The sequence below is a fragment of the Candidatus Amarolinea dominans genome (assembly GCA_016719785.1).
GTDB classification, from domain to species: domain Bacteria; phylum Chloroflexota; class Anaerolineae; order SSC4; family Amarolineaceae; genus Amarolinea; species Amarolinea dominans.
Map to the genome: position 1 here is coordinate 155,279 of JADJYJ010000017.1, position 21,072 is coordinate 176,350.

Annotated in this window: 16 protein-coding genes; 14 read left to right on the forward strand and 2 right to left on the reverse strand. The window is 63.4% G+C overall.

What is annotated here, in order from left to right; genetic code table 11:
* Positions 1-420: 420 nt before the first annotated feature.
* Positions 421-3,030 (reverse strand): VCBS repeat-containing protein, encoded by a 2,610-nt coding sequence (locus IPM84_17540; GenBank protein ID MBK9094530.1) that lies wholly within the window; start codon positions 3,028-3,030, stop codon positions 421-423.
* A 156-nt stretch (positions 3,031-3,186) separates the two neighbouring features.
* Here IPM84_17540 and tgt point away from each other — a divergent pair, with 156 nt between their 5' ends.
* The 4 genes from tgt to IPM84_17560 all read left to right on the forward strand — a co-directional run bounded on the left by tgt (position 3,187) and on the right by IPM84_17560 (position 8,597).
* A complete protein-coding gene (tgt, locus tag IPM84_17545; protein ID MBK9094531.1) occupies positions 3,187-4,362 on the forward strand; it encodes a tRNA guanosine(34) transglycosylase Tgt in 1,176 nt (391 codons plus the stop codon).
* Positions 4,359-5,132 carry a phosphate ABC transporter substrate-binding protein gene (locus tag IPM84_17550; GenBank protein MBK9094532.1) on the forward strand — a complete coding sequence of 258 codons (774 nt, stop codon included), beginning with the start codon at positions 4,359-4,361 and terminating at the stop codon, positions 5,130-5,132. Before tgt ends, IPM84_17550 begins: the two co-directional genes overlap by 4 nt.
* A 109-nt stretch (positions 5,133-5,241) precedes the next feature.
* On the forward strand, positions 5,242-8,214 hold the full coding sequence (locus tag IPM84_17555; GenBank protein ID MBK9094533.1) for a hypothetical protein: 2,973 nt from the start codon (positions 5,242-5,244) through the stop codon (positions 8,212-8,214).
* An 86-nt stretch (positions 8,215-8,300) separates the two neighbouring features.
* Positions 8,301-8,597 carry a DUF2442 domain-containing protein gene (locus IPM84_17560; GenBank protein ID MBK9094534.1) on the forward strand — a complete coding sequence of 99 codons (297 nt, stop codon included), beginning with the start codon at positions 8,301-8,303 and terminating at the stop codon, positions 8,595-8,597.
* Positions 8,598-9,496: 899 nt separating this feature from the next.
* Here the strand turns inward: IPM84_17560 and IPM84_17565 are convergent.
* The gene (locus tag IPM84_17565; GenBank protein MBK9094535.1) at positions 9,497-9,817 is read right to left on the reverse strand and encodes a hypothetical protein; all 321 of its coding nucleotides are present in this window, start codon (positions 9,815-9,817) and stop codon (positions 9,497-9,499) included.
* A 442-nt stretch (positions 9,818-10,259) separates the two neighbouring features.
* Between IPM84_17565 and IPM84_17570 the strand changes: the two genes are divergently transcribed.
* From IPM84_17570 to infB, 10 genes are all read left to right on the forward strand, one after another.
* Positions 10,260-11,504 carry a hypothetical protein gene (locus IPM84_17570; protein ID MBK9094536.1) on the forward strand — a complete coding sequence of 415 codons (1,245 nt, stop codon included), beginning with the start codon at positions 10,260-10,262 and terminating at the stop codon, positions 11,502-11,504.
* Positions 11,456-12,022: an SUMF1/EgtB/PvdO family nonheme iron enzyme gene (locus IPM84_17575; protein MBK9094537.1), complete on the forward strand. Its 567-nt coding sequence runs from the start codon at positions 11,456-11,458 to the stop codon at positions 12,020-12,022. The genes IPM84_17570 and IPM84_17575 overlap by 49 nt, the downstream gene beginning before the upstream one ends.
* A gap of 209 nt (positions 12,023-12,231) precedes the next feature.
* Positions 12,232-13,290 carry an RNA-dependent DNA polymerase gene (locus tag IPM84_17580; GenBank protein ID MBK9094538.1) on the forward strand — a complete coding sequence of 353 codons (1,059 nt, stop codon included), beginning with the start codon at positions 12,232-12,234 and terminating at the stop codon, positions 13,288-13,290.
* A complete protein-coding gene (avd, locus tag IPM84_17585; protein ID MBK9094539.1) occupies positions 13,287-13,667 on the forward strand; it encodes a diversity-generating retroelement protein Avd in 381 nt (126 codons plus the stop codon). The genes IPM84_17580 and avd overlap by 4 nt, the downstream gene beginning before the upstream one ends.
* Before the next feature lie 330 nt (positions 13,668-13,997).
* Positions 13,998-14,267, forward strand: coding sequence for a hypothetical protein (locus IPM84_17590; protein ID MBK9094540.1), 270 nt, complete (start codon positions 13,998-14,000; stop codon positions 14,265-14,267).
* A 21-nt stretch (positions 14,268-14,288) separates the two neighbouring features.
* Positions 14,289-15,389, forward strand: coding sequence for a hypothetical protein (locus tag IPM84_17595; GenBank protein MBK9094541.1), 1,101 nt, complete (start codon positions 14,289-14,291; stop codon positions 15,387-15,389).
* A gap of 6 nt (positions 15,390-15,395) precedes the next feature.
* A complete protein-coding gene (locus IPM84_17600) occupies positions 15,396-15,650 on the forward strand; it encodes a hypothetical protein (protein MBK9094542.1) in 255 nt (84 codons plus the stop codon).
* Between the two features lie 321 nt (positions 15,651-15,971).
* Positions 15,972-17,675, forward strand: a complete 1,704-nt coding sequence (gene nusA / locus IPM84_17605; GenBank protein ID MBK9094543.1) for a transcription termination/antitermination protein NusA — start codon at positions 15,972-15,974, stop codon at positions 17,673-17,675.
* 36 nt (positions 17,676-17,711) lie between these two features.
* On the forward strand, positions 17,712-17,987 hold the full coding sequence (locus tag IPM84_17610) for a YlxR family protein (protein ID MBK9094544.1): 276 nt from the start codon (positions 17,712-17,714) through the stop codon (positions 17,985-17,987).
* Positions 17,988-18,443: 456 nt separating this feature from the next.
* A complete protein-coding gene (gene infB / locus IPM84_17615; GenBank protein MBK9094545.1) occupies positions 18,444-21,056 on the forward strand; it encodes a translation initiation factor IF-2 in 2,613 nt (870 codons plus the stop codon).
* The last annotated feature ends 16 nt before the right edge of the window (positions 21,057-21,072 follow it).

Consider the following 21,072-nt stretch of genomic DNA (forward strand, 5'->3'; position numbering starts at 1 on the left):
ACAACAGCGCAAGTAGGTCACGCCTCCGGCGTGACAACGCCGTTTACAACAAATCACGCTTCTCGGCAACAACAGCGCAAGTAGGTCACGCCTCCGGCGTGACAACGCCGTTTACAACAAATCACGCTTCTCGGCAACAACAGCGCAAGTAGGTCACACCTCCGGCGTGACAACGCCGTTTACAACAAATCACACTTCTCGGCAACAACAGCGCAAGTAGGTCACGCCTCCGGCGTGACAACGCCGTTTACAACAAATCACGCTTCTCGGCAACAACAGCGCAAGCCGGCGGCTTGCACCACAGATCGTAATCGAATTACAAAAGAAAAGCCACCCGGTCTTGTCCGAATGGCTTTCTTTTTTATGTAAAGCGCACCCTTGCGGTCGCCCACGCGGGCAGGCGCAAGGCCATGCCCCTACTTACGGTATCACAGGCAAACGCACCTGGTGCAGCCCGCCCGGTTCGGCCATCAAGACGATCGTCTCGATGCCCACGAAGCGGTTGGCTGTATTGCGTCCGCCGTCCACCACGATGGTGAGATGGTTGACGCCCACCGGCGTGCTCGCCGCGTCGAACAGCACCTGCATGGTCGAGGGCACCTGCCCGTGGTCGGGATTGATGATCAGCCAGTCGTACGACTCGATCTCCGCCACGCCCGCCTTGCCCGCGTAATGCCAGCCCTTGCCCGTCCAGGTAAACGCCTCAGGCTCGGCTTGCATCCGGTCATGCCACTGCGCCCACATCCCCGCAGGAATCGCGCCCGCCACCCAGTGGATGCCGGTGCCGCCCCCACGCTGCGTAATGTACAGCAGCTTGGATTCCACCGGCTGGCTGCGGTCCTGAATCCACATCAGAAAATCTTCTGAAACGTCCATCACCGGGCCAACGACGGTTAGCATGACCGCAATGTCCTGCGGCGCGTTCGTCACCCCGCCGCCCGATGCCGTCACGTGAATCGTGGCGGTGTACGTGCCCGGGGTCACGCCCGTGGAATTGACGCTGACGCTGACATTGGCCGGCGTTGTGCCGCTGCCAGGCGTCAGGGATAGCCAGGCCACGCTCTCGACGATGCTGGCGGTCCAGTTCACCACGCCTGGCGTACCGGTATTGCCGATCGTCAGCGTCTGAGCGGCAGGCGATGGCCCGCCCGCGGTGGCGTCGAAGCTCAAGCTGCCCGGCGAAACCGTCAACGCCGGCGGCTGCACCGTGAAACTGATCGTCACATCCTTCGGCGTCCCCGTGATGGGCGTGCCGTTCTTGGTGGCCGTCACCCGAATCGTGGCGCTGTAGCTGCCGGAAGCCAGGGTCCCCGGATTGACGGTGACATTCATCGTCTGGCCGTCCGGCCCCGCGCTGCCGGAGCTTGGGTTCAACGTTACCCATGAGGGGCTGTTGAGCACCGCGGCGGACCAGTTGAACGTGCCGGTGTCCGCCGCGTTCTTGATCGTCACTGCCTGGCTGGCCGGCGCCGAACCGCGGTAGTTGCCCGTGAAGCTCAAACTGGCGGGCGTCACATCCAACACCTGCGCCCGGACCGTCATCGTCACCGTCACGTCTTTCGGGCTGCCGTTGATCGGGTTGCCGTTGCGCGTCGCAGTTACGCGAATCGTGCCTTGATAGGTGGCGGGGGACAGGCTGCCCGGATTAGCCGTCACGCTGACGCTCTGCCCGCTGGCGCCGGTGCTGCCGGAGCTGGGGCTGACGCTGAGCCAGGCGGAGCCGGCGGTGACGCTGGCCGCCCAATTGATCGTCTCAGAATTGCCGTCGTTCTTGACCGTGAAGGTCTGGCTGGCCGGCGAGCCGCCGCCAAAATCGGCCGTGAAGCTCAGGCTGGTCGGCGTCACACTCAGATTGGGGTTGACCTGCACACCCTGCCCGTCTATGTTGCCGATGGCAAAGGAGCTTTTCCAACTGCCGGCATACTCCAGATAGTCGTTGTTGATCTCCGGCTGCGGATAGTAGCGCACGGAGGCATCACGAATGATCGTCACCTCGGCGCGGCCATCGCCGTCCAGGTCGCCGGCATCCACATCGTTCCAGCCCGATCCCAGACCGGCCGGCTCGAAATCACGTATGGAGGCGCCGCTAAGGTTGCGAATCGCCAACTGCACAACGTTATTGTCATTGACACTGCGCAGCAGCAGCACCTCATCGTCTCCGTCGCCGTTCAGGTCACCTGCCGCCAGGTTGGTGAAGTTGGGATAGAGCTTCTCACCCCACAGCTCCTCCCACTGGTTGGTGGTCTTCCAACGCCAAACCCAAAACGAATTGAGCTGAAAGAGCACGCCGGTGCGGCTGAGGGCCATTTCCAGTTTGGAAGTCGAATCGTCATAGATTTCACCGATGGCGATGTCGGTCCATACGAAGCCAGAGGTGCTGTCCAGCAGGGTGCTGAAGTTGTTGCCACTCCAGGCCTTGAGCAGCTTATCCACGTCGCGCAGCATGACGAAGTCGTCTTTCCCGTCGCCGTCTATGTCGCCCGTGACCAGGGTGCGAAACTGGCCGCCGAAGGTTTCGGTATAGACCTGGGTCCAGATCGTGCCGGCGGCATCTCCGCGCCAGATGAACAGCTTCTCACCGGTGCCCTCGCTGTGCGTGGCAAGGATTTCATCACGCCCGTCGTTGTTCAAGTCACCGCTGGCAATCAGGCGCCAGACCCGCCCGCCCGTCACCGCCTGCTCGAACACCGCGGCCGTCGCGCCGCTGGGCCGGAACGGATCGAACACCTTAAGCGTGCCCCCCTGGAATGCGATGATCTCCATGTCGTTGTCGCCGTTGAGGTCGCCCACGGCTACCTTTTCCCAGCCCAGGTCGGGCGACTGCCAATCGGCGGGCTGAAATCCGCTCTGAACAACCGGATCCTTGACGATGATGCGGCCGCGATTGCTCGAGGCGTTGTCAATGACGACAATCTCTTCATCGGCCACAACGGCGCCCGCGCCGCGCGCGGTGATCGGCGCCAGGCTGCCCAGGGGCAGCAAGATGACGATGGCTATTAGACGCCATACAGTGAATAGATTCTTGTGCATTAGCTTGTTTCTCCTGTGAATATGGATCGAAAGGTATCTGCCTTCGGATTGCGACCAGTTCAGGGCATTATAACATAAGCAGGCAAGCGATTGAAATCGCGCCTGAGTAGTTACGTCGTTTTTACGTTTCGCCTGAGTTGTCTTATAATCTCCCCCATGTCTTTCGATTTCACCCTTCTCGCTCAAGATGGCGCCACCGCAGCCCGCACCGGCATCTTCCAGACGCCGCACGGCCCCATTGCCACCCCCTGCTTTGCGCCGGTTGGCACCCAGGCCACGGTCAAAACCCTCACCCCGGCCGATCTGCACGAGCTGGGCGCCACGCTGATCCTGGCCAACACCTACCATCTCTACCTGCGCCCCGGCAGCGAATTGATCGCGCGCCTGGGCGGCCTGCACCGCTTCATGGCCTGGGACGGCCCCATCCTCACCGATTCGGGCGGCTACCAGGTCTTCAGCCTGGCCCACCGGCGCAAGCTCGATGCCGACGGCGTCACCTTCCGTTCGCACCTGGATGGCAGCCTGCACCGCTTCACCCCCGAAAAGGTGATGCAGATCGAAGCCGACCTGGGCGCGGACATCATCATGGCGCTGGACGAGTGCCCTGACCCGCTCGACCGCCATTATAATGAAATTGCCCTGCAGCGCACGCACGCCTGGGCCGCCCGCTGCCGTGAGTCGCAGCGCCGCGCGGATCAGGCCCTGTTCGGCATCGTGCAGGGCGGTATCTTTCCCGATCTGCGCGTGCAGAGCGCCCATTTCCTGCGCAGCCTTGATTTCCCCGGCTATGGCATCGGCGGGCTGGCCGTCGGTGAAACCAAAGAGCAGATGTACGCCACGCTCGACATCACCGTGCCGGAATTGCCCGCCGACCGCCCGCGCTACCTGATGGGCGTCGGCGCTCCGGAAGACCTGGTGGAGGCGGTGGCGCGCGGGGTTGACCTGTTCGACTGCGTCCTGCCCACGCGTGTGGCGCGCAACGGCGGGCTGATGACCCGCCGCGGCCGCCTGAATCTGCGCAACGCCCAGTATGCAGCCGACACGCGGCCGGTGGAAGAAGGCTGCGCCTGCGCCTGCTGCCGCACCTTCAGCCGCGCCTATCTGCGTCACCTGTTCAAGGCCGGCGAAATCCTGGCCCTGCGCCTCGCCACCGTGCATAACCTACACTTCCTCCTGACCCTCATGGCCGACATGCGCGCCGCCATCAGCGCCGGCCGCTTCGATGAACTGCGCCGCGGCTTCCTGGCCGACTATCAGCGGCCCGATCAGGAGACGCGTCACCGCCAGCACGCCGCGCACCGCCAGCGCCTGGCAACCGGAGCAGGCGCATGAACCGCCTGCCGATTGTGCTCATGCTGGCCCTGCTGCTCAGCGCGTGCAGCGGCACCCCGCTCGAAACCCCCGCGCCGCAGCACTTCACCATTGCCGGCTCCACCAGTGCGCAGCCGCTGCTGGCGTCGCTGACCGCCGCCTACCATCAGCAGCATCCGCACATCTCCTTCGATCTGCAGCCGGTGGGCAGCGCGCTGGGCCAGGCCATGCTGGCGAACGGACAGGCCGACCTGGCCGTCTCCTCCTGGCTGACCAGCACCGAGTTGCCGGGTTTGCAGGTCATGCCCATCGCCGTCGACGCCGTGACCGTCATCGTCCATGCACGCAACCCGATCACCAACGTCACCCTGCTGCAGTTGCGCGACATCTACCGGGGGCGCCTGCTCGACTGGCAAGAAATCGGCGGCCGCAGCGCGGAGATCATCGTCGTCAGCCGCGAAGACGGCTCCGGCACACGAGCCTTCTTCGAGGAGCACGTCATGGGGGATCAGCGCGTCACCCTGACCGCGCTCGTCATGCCCAGCGAAGAGGCCGTGCGCGCCTACGTCGCCTCGCACACCAACGCCATCGGCTACGCCTCCCTCATCGGCGAGACCGGCGCCAGCGCCGACGTAAAGACGTTGGCGCTAGAGGGTGTGGTTCCCGAACTTGCCACGCTGCAGGCCGCAGGTTATCATCTCACGCGCACGATCTACCTGCTGGCGCATGCACCAGTCAAGCCGTCAGTGCAGCCCTTTTGGGAGTTTGCGCAGCGGATGAAGGCAGAATAGAGGTTGGAGACCGGAGACCGGAGACCGGAAAAACTCCCTTCTTCCACGAAACCCGATCTCCGATCTCTGATCTCTGATCTCTGATAGCAACAAGAAAGGACGGGGCCCAATGACTGTAGCCGAGGCCACTGACGAAGTTCGCACTCAATTTCAACGGCTGGCGCAAAGCGCGGCGCGGTTGCGCGCCTGGCAGGCCACCTATGTGGACGCGCTGGCCGCGCAGCAAAAGGCCGCCTTGCTCGAACTGGCGGCGACCTACGCCGGTCAGCGTGAGTCCGCGCAGGCCGGGTTTCGCCAACAGGTGACGGCGGCAGGCGCCGGGTTAGCCGGCGAGGTGGCGCAGATTCATACGCGTTGGCAGGCGGACCACGCAGCCGTGGCCTGGCTGGCCGGTTCCTGGCCCGCTGCGGCCGCCGAAGGTTACACTCCGCCCGCGCTGACGGCGCCCACACCCAGCAGTGTGCGCATCGGCCGCCTGCGCCTGGAGGGCGATCCCGGCGCGTGGGACATGCCCGCGTTGGCGCCCTTGCTCGGCCAATCGCACGTGCTCATCGAAGCCCGCGGCGACGCCGGCCGTGCAGCCGCCGGCCAGGCATTGCTGCAATCGGTGCTGCTGCGCCTGGTGTTGACCTGCCCGCCGCGCCGCGTGCAGTTGACGCTGTGCGAGCCGGGCGGCGCCGGCAGCCTGCTGGCCGGTTTCCTGCATCTGCCGCCAGAGCAGCGTGGGCCTCGCGTCTTCGTGCGGCCGGACGAGCTGAGCGCGCAGTTGGCGCAGATCAGTGAGCACATCACGCACGTGGCCCAGGAGCGGCTGCGCAACGTCTACGCCACGGTGGAGGAGTACAACGCGGCCAACCCGGCCACGGCTGTACCCTATCGTGTGCTGGTGATTGCCGGCCTGCCCGCCGGCTGCGACGAACGCACCTGGGCCGCCCTCCTGCAAGTCGCGCGCACCGGGCCGGCCGCCGGCGTCTACCTGCTGGCAACCCTGGACAGCCTGACGCCGCCCGCGCGCAACATCAACCTCGCCGACCTGACCGCGCAATGCACCCCGCTGCGCTTCACCGCCCCTGACTGTCTGGTCTGGCAGGACGCGGAGCTCGGCGAATTTGCTGTAACGCCCGACGCCCCGCCGCCCGCCGCACAGATGAACACCTGGCTGACCACGGCCGGCGCAGGGTTAGCGCGGACAACGACGGCGCTGGACTTTGCACAGATCATGCCGCCGCCAGAACGGCGCTGGACCAGCAGCAGCCGCGACGGGCTGGAAATCCCCATTGGCCTGGACAGCACGGGCGCAGTATACCGTCTGCAGTTGGGCCGCGGCGTCATCCATCATGGCTTGCTCGGCGGCGCGCCTGGCTCAGGCAAATCGAACCTCCTGCACGTGCTGATCCTGCAACTGGCCCTGACCTATTCGCCGGACGAGGTCGAGCTGTATCTGTTGGACTTCCGTGAAGGCGTTGAATTTCAGGACTATGTGTCGTTACCGCACGCGCGCGTGGTGGCGCTGGAAAGCGAGCGTGAGTTCGCACTGGGTATCCTGGATCGCTTGCAAGCCGAAATGACGGCGCGCAGCGACCGCTTCCGGCCGGTTGGTGTGCAGTTTCTTGCCGACTACGTCGGCGTGACGGGACGCCCATTCCCGCGCATCCTCCTCATCATTGACGAGTTCCAGGTCCTCTTCAGCGAAGAGGACGCGTTGGCGCGCAGGGCCAGCGAACGCCTGGACAGTCTCACCCGCCTCGGCCGCGGCTTTGGCATCCATGTTCTGCTCAGCTCACAGACGCCGACCATCTCCGGTATCCACAGTCGCACGCTGTACGAGCAGATGGGGCTGCGCATGGCGCTGCGCTGCACGCCGATGGTCTCGCAGGCCGTGTTGGGCGACGGGAACGTAGCGGCCAGCCAGTTGAGCCAGGTCGGTCGGGCCATCGTCAACGACGGACTGGGCGCCTCGCACCAAAACCGCGAGGTGCAGGTCGCGCTGCTGCCCGCGGCCGAACGCCGCGCCGCGCTGGCCGCGGTGCGCACGCTGGCGCACGCGCGCAGCGATCCGGCAGCCGTCACCTTTACCGCGCGCGCGCCGGCGAGATTGGAAGCCAACCCCGAGCTGCAAACGGCCCTGACGCAAGGAGGGTCAGCCGCGCTCGACGACGGGGTGCAGATCTGGTTGGGCGAGCCAATCGCGCTCAAGGCGCCCACCGCGGCGCGCCTGGAACGCTACAAAGCCTCCAATCTGCTCATCATCGGCGGCGATGAAGATCAGGCGTTCGGCTTGCTCGTCGCGACCGTGTTGAGTGTGGCCGCGCAAAGTGATCCCGCGCAGGCCCAGTTCCTGGTTGGCGACTTCACGCGGCCCACATCGCGCTACTTTGGGCTCTTTGGCCGCCTCAACCTGCCTCACCGCGTCGAAGTGCTGAATGCGCGCCAGTTACGCGGCCCTGATCCGGCTGCTCCACCCGCCGGCGCCAGCAGCGGCCCTGACTCGGCTGCTCCACCGGCCGGCGCCAGCAGCCCCGCACCGGGTCGGACCTCCCGCTTCGATTTCCCGACGCCGGCGGTGAACGCGCCGCCCGCCGCAATGCCGGCGGCCGCCACACCGCTGGACCGCCTGGAGGCGCTGATTGCCGAGCGTTCGGCGCAGATGGACAGCGGCATCGTACCGGATGGCCCGGCCATCTACCTGGCGCTGGCCGGCCTGCACGCCTGGCGCGACCTGCGGCCGGTGGATTTCAAATCTTCGCCTGCGGCCGAGCAGGTACAGCGCATCGCGGAGCGCGGGCCGGAAGTGGGCGTGCATGTCATCGCCTGGGCCGACAGCTACGCCACGCTGGAGCAGAGCTTCAAGCGCGGCGGCCCGGCCCATTTCGACCACCGCGTCATCCTGCGCGTGAGCGAGGGCGACAGCAACAATCTGCTGGGCAGTCCGCTGGCCGCGCGTTTGCCCGACGGCCGCGCGCTCTATCGCTTCGAAGGCGCCGCGCAGGGTGTCGTAGAGAAATTCAAGCCCTACGTCGTGCCCGTGGCGACCACCCTGGCTGCCCTGGTTGCGCAGATTCGTGATACAATGGGGGTGTGAATGATGCCGGAGCTCAGCCGATTTTATGGAATCATCATTCGGATGCGCTACAACGATCATCCACCGCCGCATTTTCAGAGGTATCTATGTTACTGGCTGTAACCAAGTTTTCTCTCATTGCTCCTTACACGCTTCGCCTCGAGTTCAACGATGGCGTGGTTAAAGAGGTTGACTTCTCCGCACAGTGGGCGCAGATGAGCGGCCCAATTTTTCAACCGCTGCGCGATCCGGCATTTTTTGCGCAGGTGACGTTGCCACCCGACAGCGAAACCATCGAGTGGCCCAACGGCGCCGATCTCGCGGCCGAGTTTCTATACGAGGTTGGCGTACCGGTGCAGCCAAGTCGCACGCGACGGCATGCACAGCAAGAATTCCAAATGTGAACGGAATGGCTGCCCGTAAATGGGCCTGCGCTCCTCATTCGGGCGGTTTTGGCCCAAAATCCTCGAGATAGGCGGGCAGCAAGAGGGATTGTGAGCGTTGGAAAGCTACATTTGGAAATGCGGCGCCCCGTAGGGGCGCCTTGACTTGAGCGAGCGATGCCCCCCACACCCGTCGTCCCGTAGGGACGATTGAATGAGGCCGCCCCGAGCGCAATCCGTCGCCATACCACGACCGCGGGGGATGGATTCAACCGTCCCTACGGGACGGATACGGCTCGTGCGATGATGGCTAAGGTCAGGTGTCCCTACGGGACGCGTCGCGCCCACCAGGACGGCCGCCGCCGATTGAAATCGGCGTCTGATACAGCCGAAAACCTGCTCAAGCAGGTTCCAGGCGTGGCCGCCACCGATTGAAATCGGCGTCTGATACAGCCGAAAACCTGCTCAAGCAGGTTCAAGGCGTGGCCGCCACCGATTGAAATCGGCGTCTGATACAGCCGAAAACCTGCTCAAGCAGGTTCAAGGCGTGGCCGCCACCGATTGAAATCGGCGTCTGATACAGCCGAAAACCTGCTCAAGCAGGTTCCAGGCGTGGCCGCCACCGATTGAAATCGGCGTCTGATACAGCCGAAAACCTGCTCAAGCAGGTTCCAGGCGTGGCCGCCACCGATTGAAATCGGCGTCTGATACAGCCGAAAACCTGCTCAAGCAGGTTCCAGGCGTGGCCGCCACCGATTGAAATCGGCGTCTGATACAGCCGAAAACCTGCTCAAGCAGGTTCCAGGCGTGGCCGCCACCGATTGAAATCGGCGTCTGATACAGCCGAAAACCTGCTCAAGCAGGTTCCAGGCGTGGCCGCCACCGATTGAAATCGGCGTCTGATACAGCCGAAAACCTGCTCAAGCAGGTTCCAGGCGTGGCCGCCACCGATTGAAATCGGCGTCTGATACAGCCGAAAACCTGCTCAAGCAGGTTCCAGGCGTGGCCGCCACCGATTGAAATCGGCGTCTGATACAGCCGAAAACCTGCTCAAGCAGGTTCCAGGCGTGGCCGCCACCGATTGAAATCGGCGTCTGATACAGCGTTGGATTCATCCGACGCTCAACGTCGGATTCATCCGATGCGCAACGCAACGTCGGATTCACCCGATGCTCAAGCAGGTTCCAAACGTGGCACGCAACCTGCTTGAGCAGGTTTTCGATACCAGGCGTCGGATTCATCCGATGCTCAACGCAACGTCGGATTCATCCGATGCGCAAGCAGGTTCCAAACGTGGCACGCAACCTGCTTGAGCAGGTTTTCGATATCAGGCGTCGGATTCATCCGATGCTCGACGCAACGTCGGATTCATCCGATGCGCAACGCAACGTCGGATTCATCCGATGCTCAAGCAGGTTCCAAACGTGGCACGCAACCTGCTTGAGCAGGTTTTCGATATCAGGCGTCGGATTCATCCGATGCGAAAACGCCGGATTCATCCGATGCGCAACGCAACGTCGGATTCACCCGATGCGCAACGTCGGATTCACCCGATGCGCAACGTCGGATTCATCCGATGCGAAAACGCCGGATTCATCCGATGCGCAACGTCGGATTCATCCGATGCTCAACGTCGGATTCATCCGATGCCTTCGACATCATTGATTGAAAGGAAGCGTCTCCATGGCCAACAACCAAGATCTGCCCACCATCCTGCGCGCGGCCCTGCGCGCCTATGAGCAGGCGCGCGCCGTGCGTCTGCAAGCCGAACGCCAGGCGAGCGCACAGAAGGAACGCGCCACGGCCGAGATCAATGCGGCCGAACAGAGCGAGCGCGCCCGGCTGGAAGCCAGCCAGCGCGGTCAGCGCGCCCTGGCTGAGGCTGAACAGGCACGCCTGGGTGAGCTGGCCGCCGCGGTGACCGGCCTGGAAGAAGCGGCGCGCACGGCCCTGGCCCAGGCTGGCCTGGCCCATATCGCCGGCGCGCCCACGGCCGTGGATGGCGCGCCAGCCAAAGCCCGGCGCGGCGACGCGGAGGTGAGCGACCTCTTCGTGCAGGCCCAAACCGGCTACGTGGCGCTGCGTGAGGCGCTCTACCGCCTGGCCGCGGCCCAGGTGGAGGTTGGGCAGGGGGACGCCGGCCGGCAGACCTTGCAGCCCCTCCTGGCCGATGGCGCATCTCCCTTCTTCCCGGCCGCTGCTGCCCTTCGACGCGAGAGCTACCTGCGGCCCGCGCGCGAGGCCCTGGCTGCCCAGGCGTGGGAAACCGTGCGCGCCGCGCTGGCGCCCTGGCTCAAAGAGAACAAAACAGATGAAGAAGCCAGCGAACTGGAGCGGCAGAGCTACCTGCGCCCGGCGCAGCAGGCGTTGGAGGCCGGGCAGTGGGAGGCCGTGCGCACGACGTTGGAACCCTGGCTGGAGAAACACAAAGAGGACGAGACTGCACAAGCGGTCTACGGCGACAGCTATTATCGTCCTGGGACCTCTGCACTCGAAAAGAAACAGTGGACAGATGCGCAACAGATTTTCGATGCACTGGTGAAGTTCCGATCCAGCTTCCGGAATGCAAAAGACCTTCAGCGTATGAGCTACACCAATGCCGCCAAGACCGCATTGGATGCGGCGCGTTATGAGGAAGCACGTTCCCATGCTCTTGCGTGGCTCGCAAAGAACAAGGATGACGGGGAAGCACAGGGCTTGTTATGGGAAACGCACTTCCGTTCTGGGCAAGAGGCCTATGACAGAAAAGATTGGCGCACGGCCACGCTGCAATGGGCTCTCGCGGTGGGGCAGAAAGGCAACTTCAAGGATGTCGGTTCTTTGCTGAAGACTGCTTTGCATTGTTGGTTGGACCCGTTCGAGATCCGGGCGGCGATTTCTTGTACGGAGACAGCAAGCAGCGTCAGAGCCTTAACCTGTTTCGGATGAGTCGCGCCCCGGTGACGAACAGCCAGTACAAAGCATTTGTTGATGCAACTCACCGTGAACCACCTTCACATTGGGCCAACGGTCTCATGCCGGCGGACAAAGAAAATCACCCGGTGGTCAACGTCAGTTGGGACGATGCGCAGGCCTTCTGTCAGTGGGCAGGGGTGCGACTGCCCACGGAGCAGCAGTGGGAAAAGGCGGCACGCGGTACGGATGGCCGCGCCTACCCCTGGGGCAACCAACCACCCTCCGGCGACCTCTGTAACTTCAACAACATCGTGGGCGGCACCACGCCGGTGGGCCACTATCCCAAAGGCGCCAGCCCCTACGGCCTGCTCGACATGGCCGGCAACGTCTTCGAGTGGTGCGAAAATCTCTATGAAGGCCAAAGTAATGTACGCGTGATACGGGGCGGCGCCTACAACATGGATGCATCGTGGGTGGGGTGCGCCTACCGCTACGGGCTCAACCAGAATTACCGGCTTGAGAACCGCGGTTTTCGGGTTGTGCGCCCCTAGCTGTTGGGCCTCTGAACTCTGGCGCCTCTGGCCTCTGAAAAACGCTGGACCTCTGACCCGCTGGCTTGCTCCCGTGAGATACCCCCGAACCAGGTATCCCCCCCGTAAGGCGTTCCCTGCAACCAGGCTGCCGCAGGCGGCCAAATTTTTTTTCGCAAAAACCTCATTTGCTTTGGCGCTCACTGCCGTAATTCTTAGAGGAGCTGCCCGTGATCGAACAAGTAACGGGCTGTTATGCGGATGTCTGTCGCTGGGACAATGTTTACGCGGCCTACCGCCAGGCGGCGCGCGGCAAACGCGGCCGCGGCCCCGCGGCGCGCTTCGAATATCGCCTGGAGGACAACCTGGTGCGTCTGCAGGAGCAGTTGGCAACCCACACCTACCGCCCCGGCGCGTATGTCCATTTCTTCATCCATGAACCTAAGCGCCGCCTCATCAGCGCGGCGCCCTTCCGCGACCGGGTCGTGCATCATGCCCTGTGCAACATCATCGAGCCGGCGTTCGAGGCCAGCTTTATCAGCCACTCCTACGCCAACCGCGTGGGTAAGGGCACGCATCGCTGCCTGGACACATGCCAGCACTGGCTGCAGCGCTATCGCTACGTTCTGCAGTGCGATCTGCGCCAATACTTTCCCAGCATTGACCATCGCATCCTGCAGCACACCCTCGACCGACGCATCCAGGACGGCGACCTGCGCCGCCTGATGGCCTTGATTTTGCGCAGCGGCGCCGGCGCGCTGGCCGGAGAGTATGACATGGTCTACTTCCCGCACGACGACTTGTTTGCCGTCAACCGCCCGCGCGGCTTGCCCATCGGCAACCTGACCAGTCAGTTCTGGGCCAACTGCTACCTCAACGAGTTCGATCATTTCGTGACGCGTGAGCTGGGCTGTTCAGCCTACCTGCGCTTCGTGGACGATTTTTTGCTTTTTGCCGATGACAAGCGTACACTGTGGGCCTGGAAGCAGGCCGTCAGGGAACGGTTGGCGACATTGCGCCTGACCTTGCACGAAGGATCGGCGCAAGTGCGGCCCACGACCGAGGGAACCCGCTTTCTGGGATTCGTGCTATTTCCCAGTCACCGCCGACTCTTGCGGCGCAAGGGCATTCATTACTGGCGCCGGTTTCATCATCTGCTGGCTGACTATCACAGTCAACGCGCCAAACGCCCGCGGCTCGACGCATCGCTGCGCGGCTGGGTCAATCATGTGCGTTACGCCAACACCTGGGGCCTGCGCCGGGCGCTGGTCAAAGGAGTGCGACTATGAGTCAGCCCGAGGCGGAACAGCCGCTCTTCACCAAAACTCCGGACTTTCTGGCCTGGTTGACGCTGGCCGTCAACAACTTTCCACGGCTGCACCGTCACACCCTGACGCGGCGTCTGTTGGATGCAACGCTGGATTTCCAGGAGGCGATCCTGGATGCCAACAGTCGGCGTGGCCAGGCCCGGCTGGAGTGGCTCCTGGCAGCCGATGCTCACCTGGACAAGGTGCGGCTCTACTTGCGCCTGGCCCATCGTCTCGCCTGGCTCAGCCCGGGTCAGTACGAACATGCCAGCCACCTGGTGGCCGAATTAGGCCGCTTGCTCGGCGCCGGGTTGAAATCAACCCGCGGCGCCATCGAAAACAGGCAGCAAACAGCCTGAAACCAGGCTGTTGTTGTAGGGGTCAGCGGAAATCGAGGGTGGGGTGCGCCTACCGCAACAGGAACAACCAGAATAACCGGAATGCGAACAACGGTTTTCGGGTTGTGTGCCCACAGCTTTCCGTTGTGCCGGTGACGGCAGGACGCCAGTATTCTGCGCCGGTCACGGCTTACGCAGCAAGGTGCGAGAGCTGGCGCCGCTGATTCCTGGCCGCGCCTGGAGCAATCCAGGCCGGGCACCTATAGTCCAGGGGTCTGCCCCTTGCCCGTGTCCGCCGTTGCGGCCGGGTTGGAGCAGACCCATCCGCCTCAAAAAGGAGAGAGACCCACCATGAGTGAGATCCGTACCAATATCGAGAAAATGCAGAGCTTTCTCGATCACCTGCGCCGCTTCGACCAACTGCTCGACGACGAGTTCCGCAGCATGATCGGCCACTGGCGCGATCTGGGCGGCGCGTGGACCGACAACAAATACCACGAGTTCGGTCGCGACCTGGAAGAAGTGGCCCGCGGGGTCGAACATTACCTGGCCGCCACGGACGGCCATGAAAATCACCTGGCGCTCCTGATCGAGAGGCTGAGTGTTTACCTCGACACGTAAACCCGGAAACGCTGAAGGCCGATGACCCAAATCCACGCTGATCTGGACGCGCTGCAGGATCTGCGCGCGGCGCTGCTCACCTTCGCCGGCCGCACCTCCGAGGCCCTGCCGCCGGTGCAGACTGCCGTCTTCCACGCGACCCGAACCTTCGATCACCTGGAAGATGCGGCCCGCGGCCGCATACGCCACCTCACCGACCTTCTCTATGACTGTTATCGCGCCGCGGCCCAGGGATTTCCTGTGGACTGTGGCCGCATCCAGCAAGCGTTGCAGCGCGCGGAACAGCGCCTGGCGCACATCCTGACCAGGCGTCGCCGCTTCGATGCCGTCGTCAGCGCGTGGGAGCACCGGCGACACGACCTGGAACAGGCGCTCGACGCCGACCTGTCCGGCGCCGTTACCTACCTGGATCGCCGCATCGCTGCCCTGGAAGCCTATCAGACCACCCAATTGATCGGTGCGGCGTTGGGTCTGGGCGCTGCGGGCATACCCAGCCTGATGGGCGCAACCATCGGCGTCATGCGCCTGGCGCAGGGGCGGGTGAATCACGTGCTGGGCCGCGCCGGCGAGGAGATGGCTTCCATCGTTCTCAGCCGCCGCTTCGGTCTGCAGGAGATGACCTTTACCCAGCCCACACACGGCTTCGACCGCGTCTTCAGTGCGCCGGGCCTGCCGCTGATCGTGGTGGAGTCCAAAGCCAGTCAGGACGGCGCGCTGCGCCTGGGTCGAACCGCGGCGGGCGAGCAAGGCTCAGCCGCCTGGGTGGCTCAAGCCGCGACCAGGATGACCGACCCCGCGTCGGCGCAGTGGAGTCCAACCAATGCGCGCCTCGGCCGCCTGGTGCATGACATGGGGCCGGCCAACGTGCCCGTGCTGGCCGTTGTCACCGATCATGCCCGCGCCACCGCGGCCGTCTATGGTCGCCAGGCCAACGGCGAGTGGGCATTGATCGAAGCCGACATTGACCTCGACGCCCTGTTAGCAGAGGACGCCGCCGAGCCGATGCCGGCGCCTGGCCCGTCAGCGCCCGTCGAGCCGCCATCCCCCTGGTCAGAGCAAGGGGCGGCCCAACCGGCCGAACGTCGCGAGGGCGTGCCCGGCGGCGCGGAACGGAGAGGGTGACGAACCATGGACGAACTGAGCACACCGATGCTGGACAGCGCCCGCCAGATGGAAGCCGAGTGGCAGGCAGCCGCCGACCACTGGCGCGACCGCACCGCCAACTACTTCGAGCGCACCTATTGGCTTCCCCTGGCCGAAACCACACTGGCCTACATCCACGCCCTGCGCGACCTGGAGCACGAACTGGACGCCCTGCGTTGGTTGGCAGATGCCGGCTCGTTTCTGAAGACCGAAGACCGAAGACCGGTGACCGGAGATTGAAGACCGGAGACCGGAGATTGGGATTCGTGGAAGACGGGAGTTGGCTGGTCTCTGGTTTCTGATCTCTGAAGACCTGAGACCGGAGATTGGAGATTGGGATTCGTGGAAGACGGGAGTTGGCTGATCTCCGATCTCTGATCTCCGATCTCTGATCTCCGATCTCTGATCTCTTCCTCAAAAGTTTGCAAGTTCTCACGGCGTGTGCTAAAATGAAACTGTACTCGTCAGAGCATTGTTTGCAGAAAAAGTGGGCCAGCCCCACTTTTCTTTTTGGCGTAGAACAGGGCGAAAAAATGTGGTGCGGAGGAAAGTCAAAACGGCATGCGGAATGAGTTGATTATTGCGATTAACCAGATCTGCTCAGAGAAGTCGCTGCAACGGGATGTGGTCATTGATGCCATCGAAGCCGCTCTGGTGCAGGCGTACAAGCGCAACTTTGGCGCGACTGGCAATATCATGGTCAAGATTGACCAGGACACGGGCAGTATCCGTGTCTTTTCCGCGCGCCAAGTGGTCGAGAAGGTTACCGACGTTAAGAACGAAATTTTGCTCGGCCCAGCCACAGCCCTCGACAAGCAGGCCGAACTGGGCGGAACCGTTTACGTCGAAACCACGCCGAACGATTTTGGCCGTATTGCCGCGCAAACGGCCAAGCAGACCATTCTGCAGCGCATTCGCGACGCGGAACGCGACGCCACATTCAAGGCCTTTGCCGACCGTGAAAATGAGATTGTCAGCGGCACCATCCAGCGCATTGATTACACGACCGGCGATGTCACGGTGGCCCTCGATCGTGGCGATGCGCTTCTGCCCAAGCTGGAGCAGATTCCCAACGAGCGTTATCGCGTCAACGCACACCTGCGCGCGTACCTGACCGACGTGCAAAAGGGGCCGCGCGGCCCGGTCATCAAGCTCTCGCGCACGCACCGTAACATGCTGCGCCGTTTGCTCGAACTGGAAGTGCCAGAAATTGCCAATGGCTCGGTTGAGATCAAAAGCATCGCCCGTGAACCGGGCCAGCGCTCCAAAGTGGCGGTGGTTGCCATCCAGTTTGGCGTGGACCCGGTGGGGGCGTGCGTCGGTATGCGCGGGGTACGCATTCAGAACATTGTCACCGAACTGAACGGTGAGAAAATTGACGTGGTCGAGTGGAGCAGCGACACGCGCACCTTCATCATTAGCGCCCTCAGCCCGGCGAAGGTCAACGAAGTCTTTCTCGACGATCACGGGAGCGAGAATAAGACAGCCATCGTTGTCGTGCCTGACCGCCAGCTGTCCCTGGCCATCGGCAAGGAAGGGCAGAACGCACGCCTGGCGGCCAAATTGACCGGTTGGCGGATTGACATCAAGAACGAAACCGATGCGGCCAAGGAAAACCTGTCACAGGCATTGATCTCCAAGGCGCGCCATGCCCTGGCCCCGGAGCGCGACCTGCTGTCCCTGGCCGAGCAAATTCTGAAGGACCGCGCGGCGTCGGCTTCCGGGCCGGCGTTCGATACCCTCGAACTGGAGAGCCGTGTATTCGAACCGGCCATGCCGCCCGCGACGGCAACTGAAAAAGCGGCCCCGCCAGAGCGCACCGTTGTCCCGGAACCGGAGCACGTTGCCCTTGTGCCGCCAGCCGCCGCTCCAAAGCCGGAGCCTGTAGCGCCCGCGCCACAGGCGATTGCGGTTGAACCGGACGCGGAACCTGCGCCGGTGATCGAGCCAGCGGCCGTGACAGCCGAGCCGACCGCCGCGATTGACGAGGCGGCCGAGACCGACGCCGAAGTGGCGCTGCAACCAGGGCCCGTGGTGTGGGACGAAAGCGGCGAAGGCTTCCATGTCGAGGTCGCACCGGAAGACTATCCAGAAATGGGTGTGATCGAAGGTGATGCCGAAGGTGATGCCGAAGTCGAGCGCGAGCGCAAGCGCAAACGCGGCAAGAAGCAGCACCTGGTGTTCGATGAGACACGTGGTGAAGTGGTGTCGGTGCGCCGCCACAAACGTGAGGCGGACGCGTGGAGCGAGATTGACGCGGAGTAGGGCGTGACGACCAAGCCGCGGCGTGTGCCGCAGCGCATGTGCGTGGTGTGCCGAGAGGTGCAGGGCAAACGTGCCCTCATTCGCATCGTGCGCACACCGACCGAAGGCGTGCTGGCGGATCCCACGGGGAAGCGTGCCGGTCGTGGCGCCTATCTTTGTCAGCGCCCCTCCTGTTGGGAACGGGCGTTGAGTGGTCAAGTGCTCGCGCGTGCATTGCACACGACGCTGACCGTCGCCGAGATCACGGCTCTGCGTGACTATGCGGCCAACCATGTATCTTTTTCTGAAGTAGTCGAGTCTAAAGGCGAGTGACGCAAATGGGTGGGTCACCGCAACCATAATGCAGGCCATGCATAGATGGCATCAGTTACGTCAAAAGGATATGAGTCGGCAGCAACAATATCTGTCAGGCATGGGATTTGCCCGGCGTCGCGACATAGCAGACTGGGAAACACAGGGGAATGAGCGTATGTAAATCAACAACGTTCGCTCCTCGTCCTTTCTTCTTCACTTTACTGACTTCCTGAGTCCTGCTAAGTCGCCCTCTGCGCCTTCCCGGCGCCTCCATACCTGAACCGATCACACCAGGGTTAACGGGTAACCCCCGTAAGCCAATAATAACATGAGTGACATAGAGATTCCTGAATGCGGCGCGATGTGATCGCCCATTGACCAGGTTGTAGGCGCTTGCCCAACCCTGGTAACGCTTCAGGGGGCACCTGACTTGTCAACACGTGCTTGACAGGATCATTGGGGAGGCGTAGAAATATGGCAACAGAAGTAAAATTAAAAACAGGAACACAACAACCAACACCCCCGCCCCTGCATACCGGTCAAGACAAGCAGAACGGTAACGGACAGGGCAAAGATGAACGACAGCCGCTGTCCCCGGCGCTGGGCGTTGCGGCCAGCGCTGTCAAAGTAGCCAAAGAAAACCCCGCGCCTGGCACTCGCGAACCTGCACGCAGCGCCGCGCCCCGCGCAACCCCGAGTCAACCGCCATCATCGGCCAATGGTTCGCGCCCGACGCCAAGTCCGGTCGGGCCAGCCGCGCGTCCGGCAACGCCAGGGCCAGCCGCGCCACGGCCAGCCGGCGGGGACAGCAATCAGCCGGCGCGACCGCCGGGCAGCAATCAACCGGCACGACCGCCGGGCAGCAATCAGCCGGCGCGACCGCCGGGGAGCAATCAGCCGGCACGACCGCCGGGCAGCAATCAGCCGGCACGACCGCCGAGCAGCAATCAGCCGGCACGACCGCCGAGCAGCAATCAGCCGGCACGACCGCCGAGCACGACCGGACAGCCCGTTCGCTGGGACAGCCCCAGACCCCCATCCGCGGCCCCGCCTGGCCGCACGCAGACACCGGGCGCGGGATCGCGCCCGGTACCGTCATCCTCCGGCGCGGCGCAGCGGGGCGACGCCTTGCCAGGCAGATCTGGCCAGGGTCAATCGCGGCCGCCCCAGGGGCAGAACCGGCCCGGCGGCTCGCAGGGAGGCCGTTCCGGGGGCAGCAGAGGCCCGCACACGGGCCATTCGGGCGCGCGGCCGGCCGCATCACCGGTCGTGGCTTCCGCACCCGTGAAATCGCTCAAACCAACCTTCGTCGAAATTCCACCCGCCATCACCGTGCGTGACCTGGCGCAGTTGATGCAGGAAAGCCCGATAGACCTCATCAAGGTCCTGATGAACTACGGCATCATGGCGCCCATCACGCAGACGATTGACTTCGGCACGGCGACGGTGATTGGTTCCGAGTTTGGCGTGGAGGTCAAGCCGATTCCAACGGCTGAGCCTGAGGGCAAGAGCGCGGCGGAACTGGCCAACGCAGAGCCAAAGACCCTGCGGCAGCGCATTCTGGAATCGCAGGTGGAAGATAAGTTGATCGAACGCCCGCCGGTGGTTGCCGTGCTGGGGCATGTGGATCATGGCAAGACCACCCTGCTCGATGCAATTCGCAAGACCAACGTGGTCGAAGGCGAGGCGGGTGGCATCACTCAGCGCATCGGCGCGTACCAGGTCGAGTTGAACGGCCGCAAGATCACCTTCCTCGACACGCCCGGGCACGAAGCCTTCACCGCCATGCGCGCGCGTGGCGCCCAGGTGACCGACATGGTGGTGCTGGTGGTGGCGGCCGATGACGGCGTCATGCCGCAGACCAAGGAAGCCATCAGCCATGCCAAGGCGGCCAAGGTGCCGATCGTCGTGGCGATGAACAAGGTGGACAAACCGAACGCCAACCCGGATCGCGTCAAGCAGGAATTGGCCGATTCGGGCCTGTTGATCGAAGAGTGGGGTGGTGATGTCGTTTGCGTGCCGGTCTCGGCCAGGATGAAGCGCGGCATCAACGACCTGTTGGAAAACATCCTGCTGGTGGCCGACATCAATCCGCCGCTGAGCAGCCCCGAAGGTCACGCCATTGGTACGGTGATCGAAAGCGAAAATGACCCCCGACGTGGTGCAATTGCCACCCTGCTGGTGCAGACCGGCACGGTGCGCGTGGGAGACCCGATCGTCGCCGGTGGGGTGGCCGGTCGCGTGCGCGCGATGTTCGATGACCGCGGCAACGCGCTGGACGCGGCGCCTCCCAGTATGCCGGTCCGCGTCATGGGCTTCAGCACGGCGCCCACGGCCGGCAGCACCTTCAAGGTAACGGCTGACTACAACGCGGCGCGCACCGAGGCCGAGGCCTGGCAGGTTGCGCACCGGGTGGCAGCCGCCGCACCGATCAAACTGGTGAGCCTGGAGGACGTCTTCCAGAAGATGCAGGCCGGTCAGGTCAAAGAACTGAACCTGATCCTGAAGGCCGACTTCCAGGGTTCGCTGGAGCCGATCGTCAATTCGTTGAACCGCCTGAGCAATGACGAAGTCAAGATCAAGATCTTGCACCAGGGCGTGGGCAAGATCACCGAGTCAGACATCAACCTGGCCGCTGCGTCCAGTGCCATCGTGATCGGTTTCAATGCGTCGCTGGACGGCGCCGCGCAAAATGTGGCCGAAACCCAGGGCGTGGACGTGCGCACCTACGACGTGATCTACAACTTGCTGGAGTCGGTGGAACTGGCCCTGAAGGGTATGCTGGAGCCGGTTTACAAGGAGGCCAGCCAGGGTGAAATCGAAGTGCGCCAGGTGTTCCACCTGAGCAAGAAGGGCACCGTGGCCGGTTGCATCGTGCGCAGTGGTTTTGTGACGCGTGGCTCGCTGATCCGCATCAAGCGCGGCGACCAACTCGTTGCCACCACGCGCATGCAGTCACTGAAGCGCTTCCAGGAAGATGTGAGCGATGTCAAGGCTGGCTTCGAATGTGGCGTTACCCTGGAGAAATTCGAAGCCTACGAGTCGGGCGACATCCTCGAAGCGTACAAGATGGAACGCGTGCGCTAAGCCGCCGCATGGATTA

Bases quoted from the DNA above. Each gene is read 5' to 3' on its own strand.
- IPM84_17610 (MBK9094544.1), top strand. From the start codon at position 17,712: ATGTGCGTGGTGTGCCGAGAGGTGCAGGGCAAACGTGCCCTCATTCGC.
- IPM84_17560 (MBK9094534.1), top strand. From the start codon at position 8,301: ATGTTACTGGCTGTAACCAAGTTTTCTCTCATTGCTCCTTACACGCTT.
- IPM84_17570 (MBK9094536.1), top strand. From the start codon at position 10,260: ATGGCCAACAACCAAGATCTGCCCACCATCCTGCGCGCGGCCCTGCGC.
- IPM84_17565 (MBK9094535.1), bottom strand. From the start codon at position 9,817: ATGAATCCGACGCCTGGTATCGAAAACCTGCTCAAGCAGGTTGCGTGC.
- infB (MBK9094545.1), top strand. From the start codon at position 18,444: ATGGCAACAGAAGTAAAATTAAAAACAGGAACACAACAACCAACACCC.
- tgt (MBK9094531.1), top strand. From the start codon at position 3,187: ATGTCTTTCGATTTCACCCTTCTCGCTCAAGATGGCGCCACCGCAGCC.
- IPM84_17555 (MBK9094533.1), top strand. From the start codon at position 5,242: ATGACTGTAGCCGAGGCCACTGACGAAGTTCGCACTCAATTTCAACGG.
- IPM84_17595 (MBK9094541.1), top strand. From the start codon at position 14,289: ATGACCCAAATCCACGCTGATCTGGACGCGCTGCAGGATCTGCGCGCG.
- nusA (MBK9094543.1), top strand. From the start codon at position 15,972: ATGCGGAATGAGTTGATTATTGCGATTAACCAGATCTGCTCAGAGAAG.
- IPM84_17590 (MBK9094540.1), top strand. From the start codon at position 13,998: ATGAGTGAGATCCGTACCAATATCGAGAAAATGCAGAGCTTTCTCGAT.
- IPM84_17600 (MBK9094542.1), top strand. From the start codon at position 15,396: ATGGACGAACTGAGCACACCGATGCTGGACAGCGCCCGCCAGATGGAA.
- IPM84_17550 (MBK9094532.1), top strand. From the start codon at position 4,359: ATGAACCGCCTGCCGATTGTGCTCATGCTGGCCCTGCTGCTCAGCGCG.
- avd (MBK9094539.1), top strand. From the start codon at position 13,287: ATGAGTCAGCCCGAGGCGGAACAGCCGCTCTTCACCAAAACTCCGGAC.
- IPM84_17540 (MBK9094530.1), bottom strand. From the start codon at position 3,030: ATGCACAAGAATCTATTCACTGTATGGCGTCTAATAGCCATCGTCATC.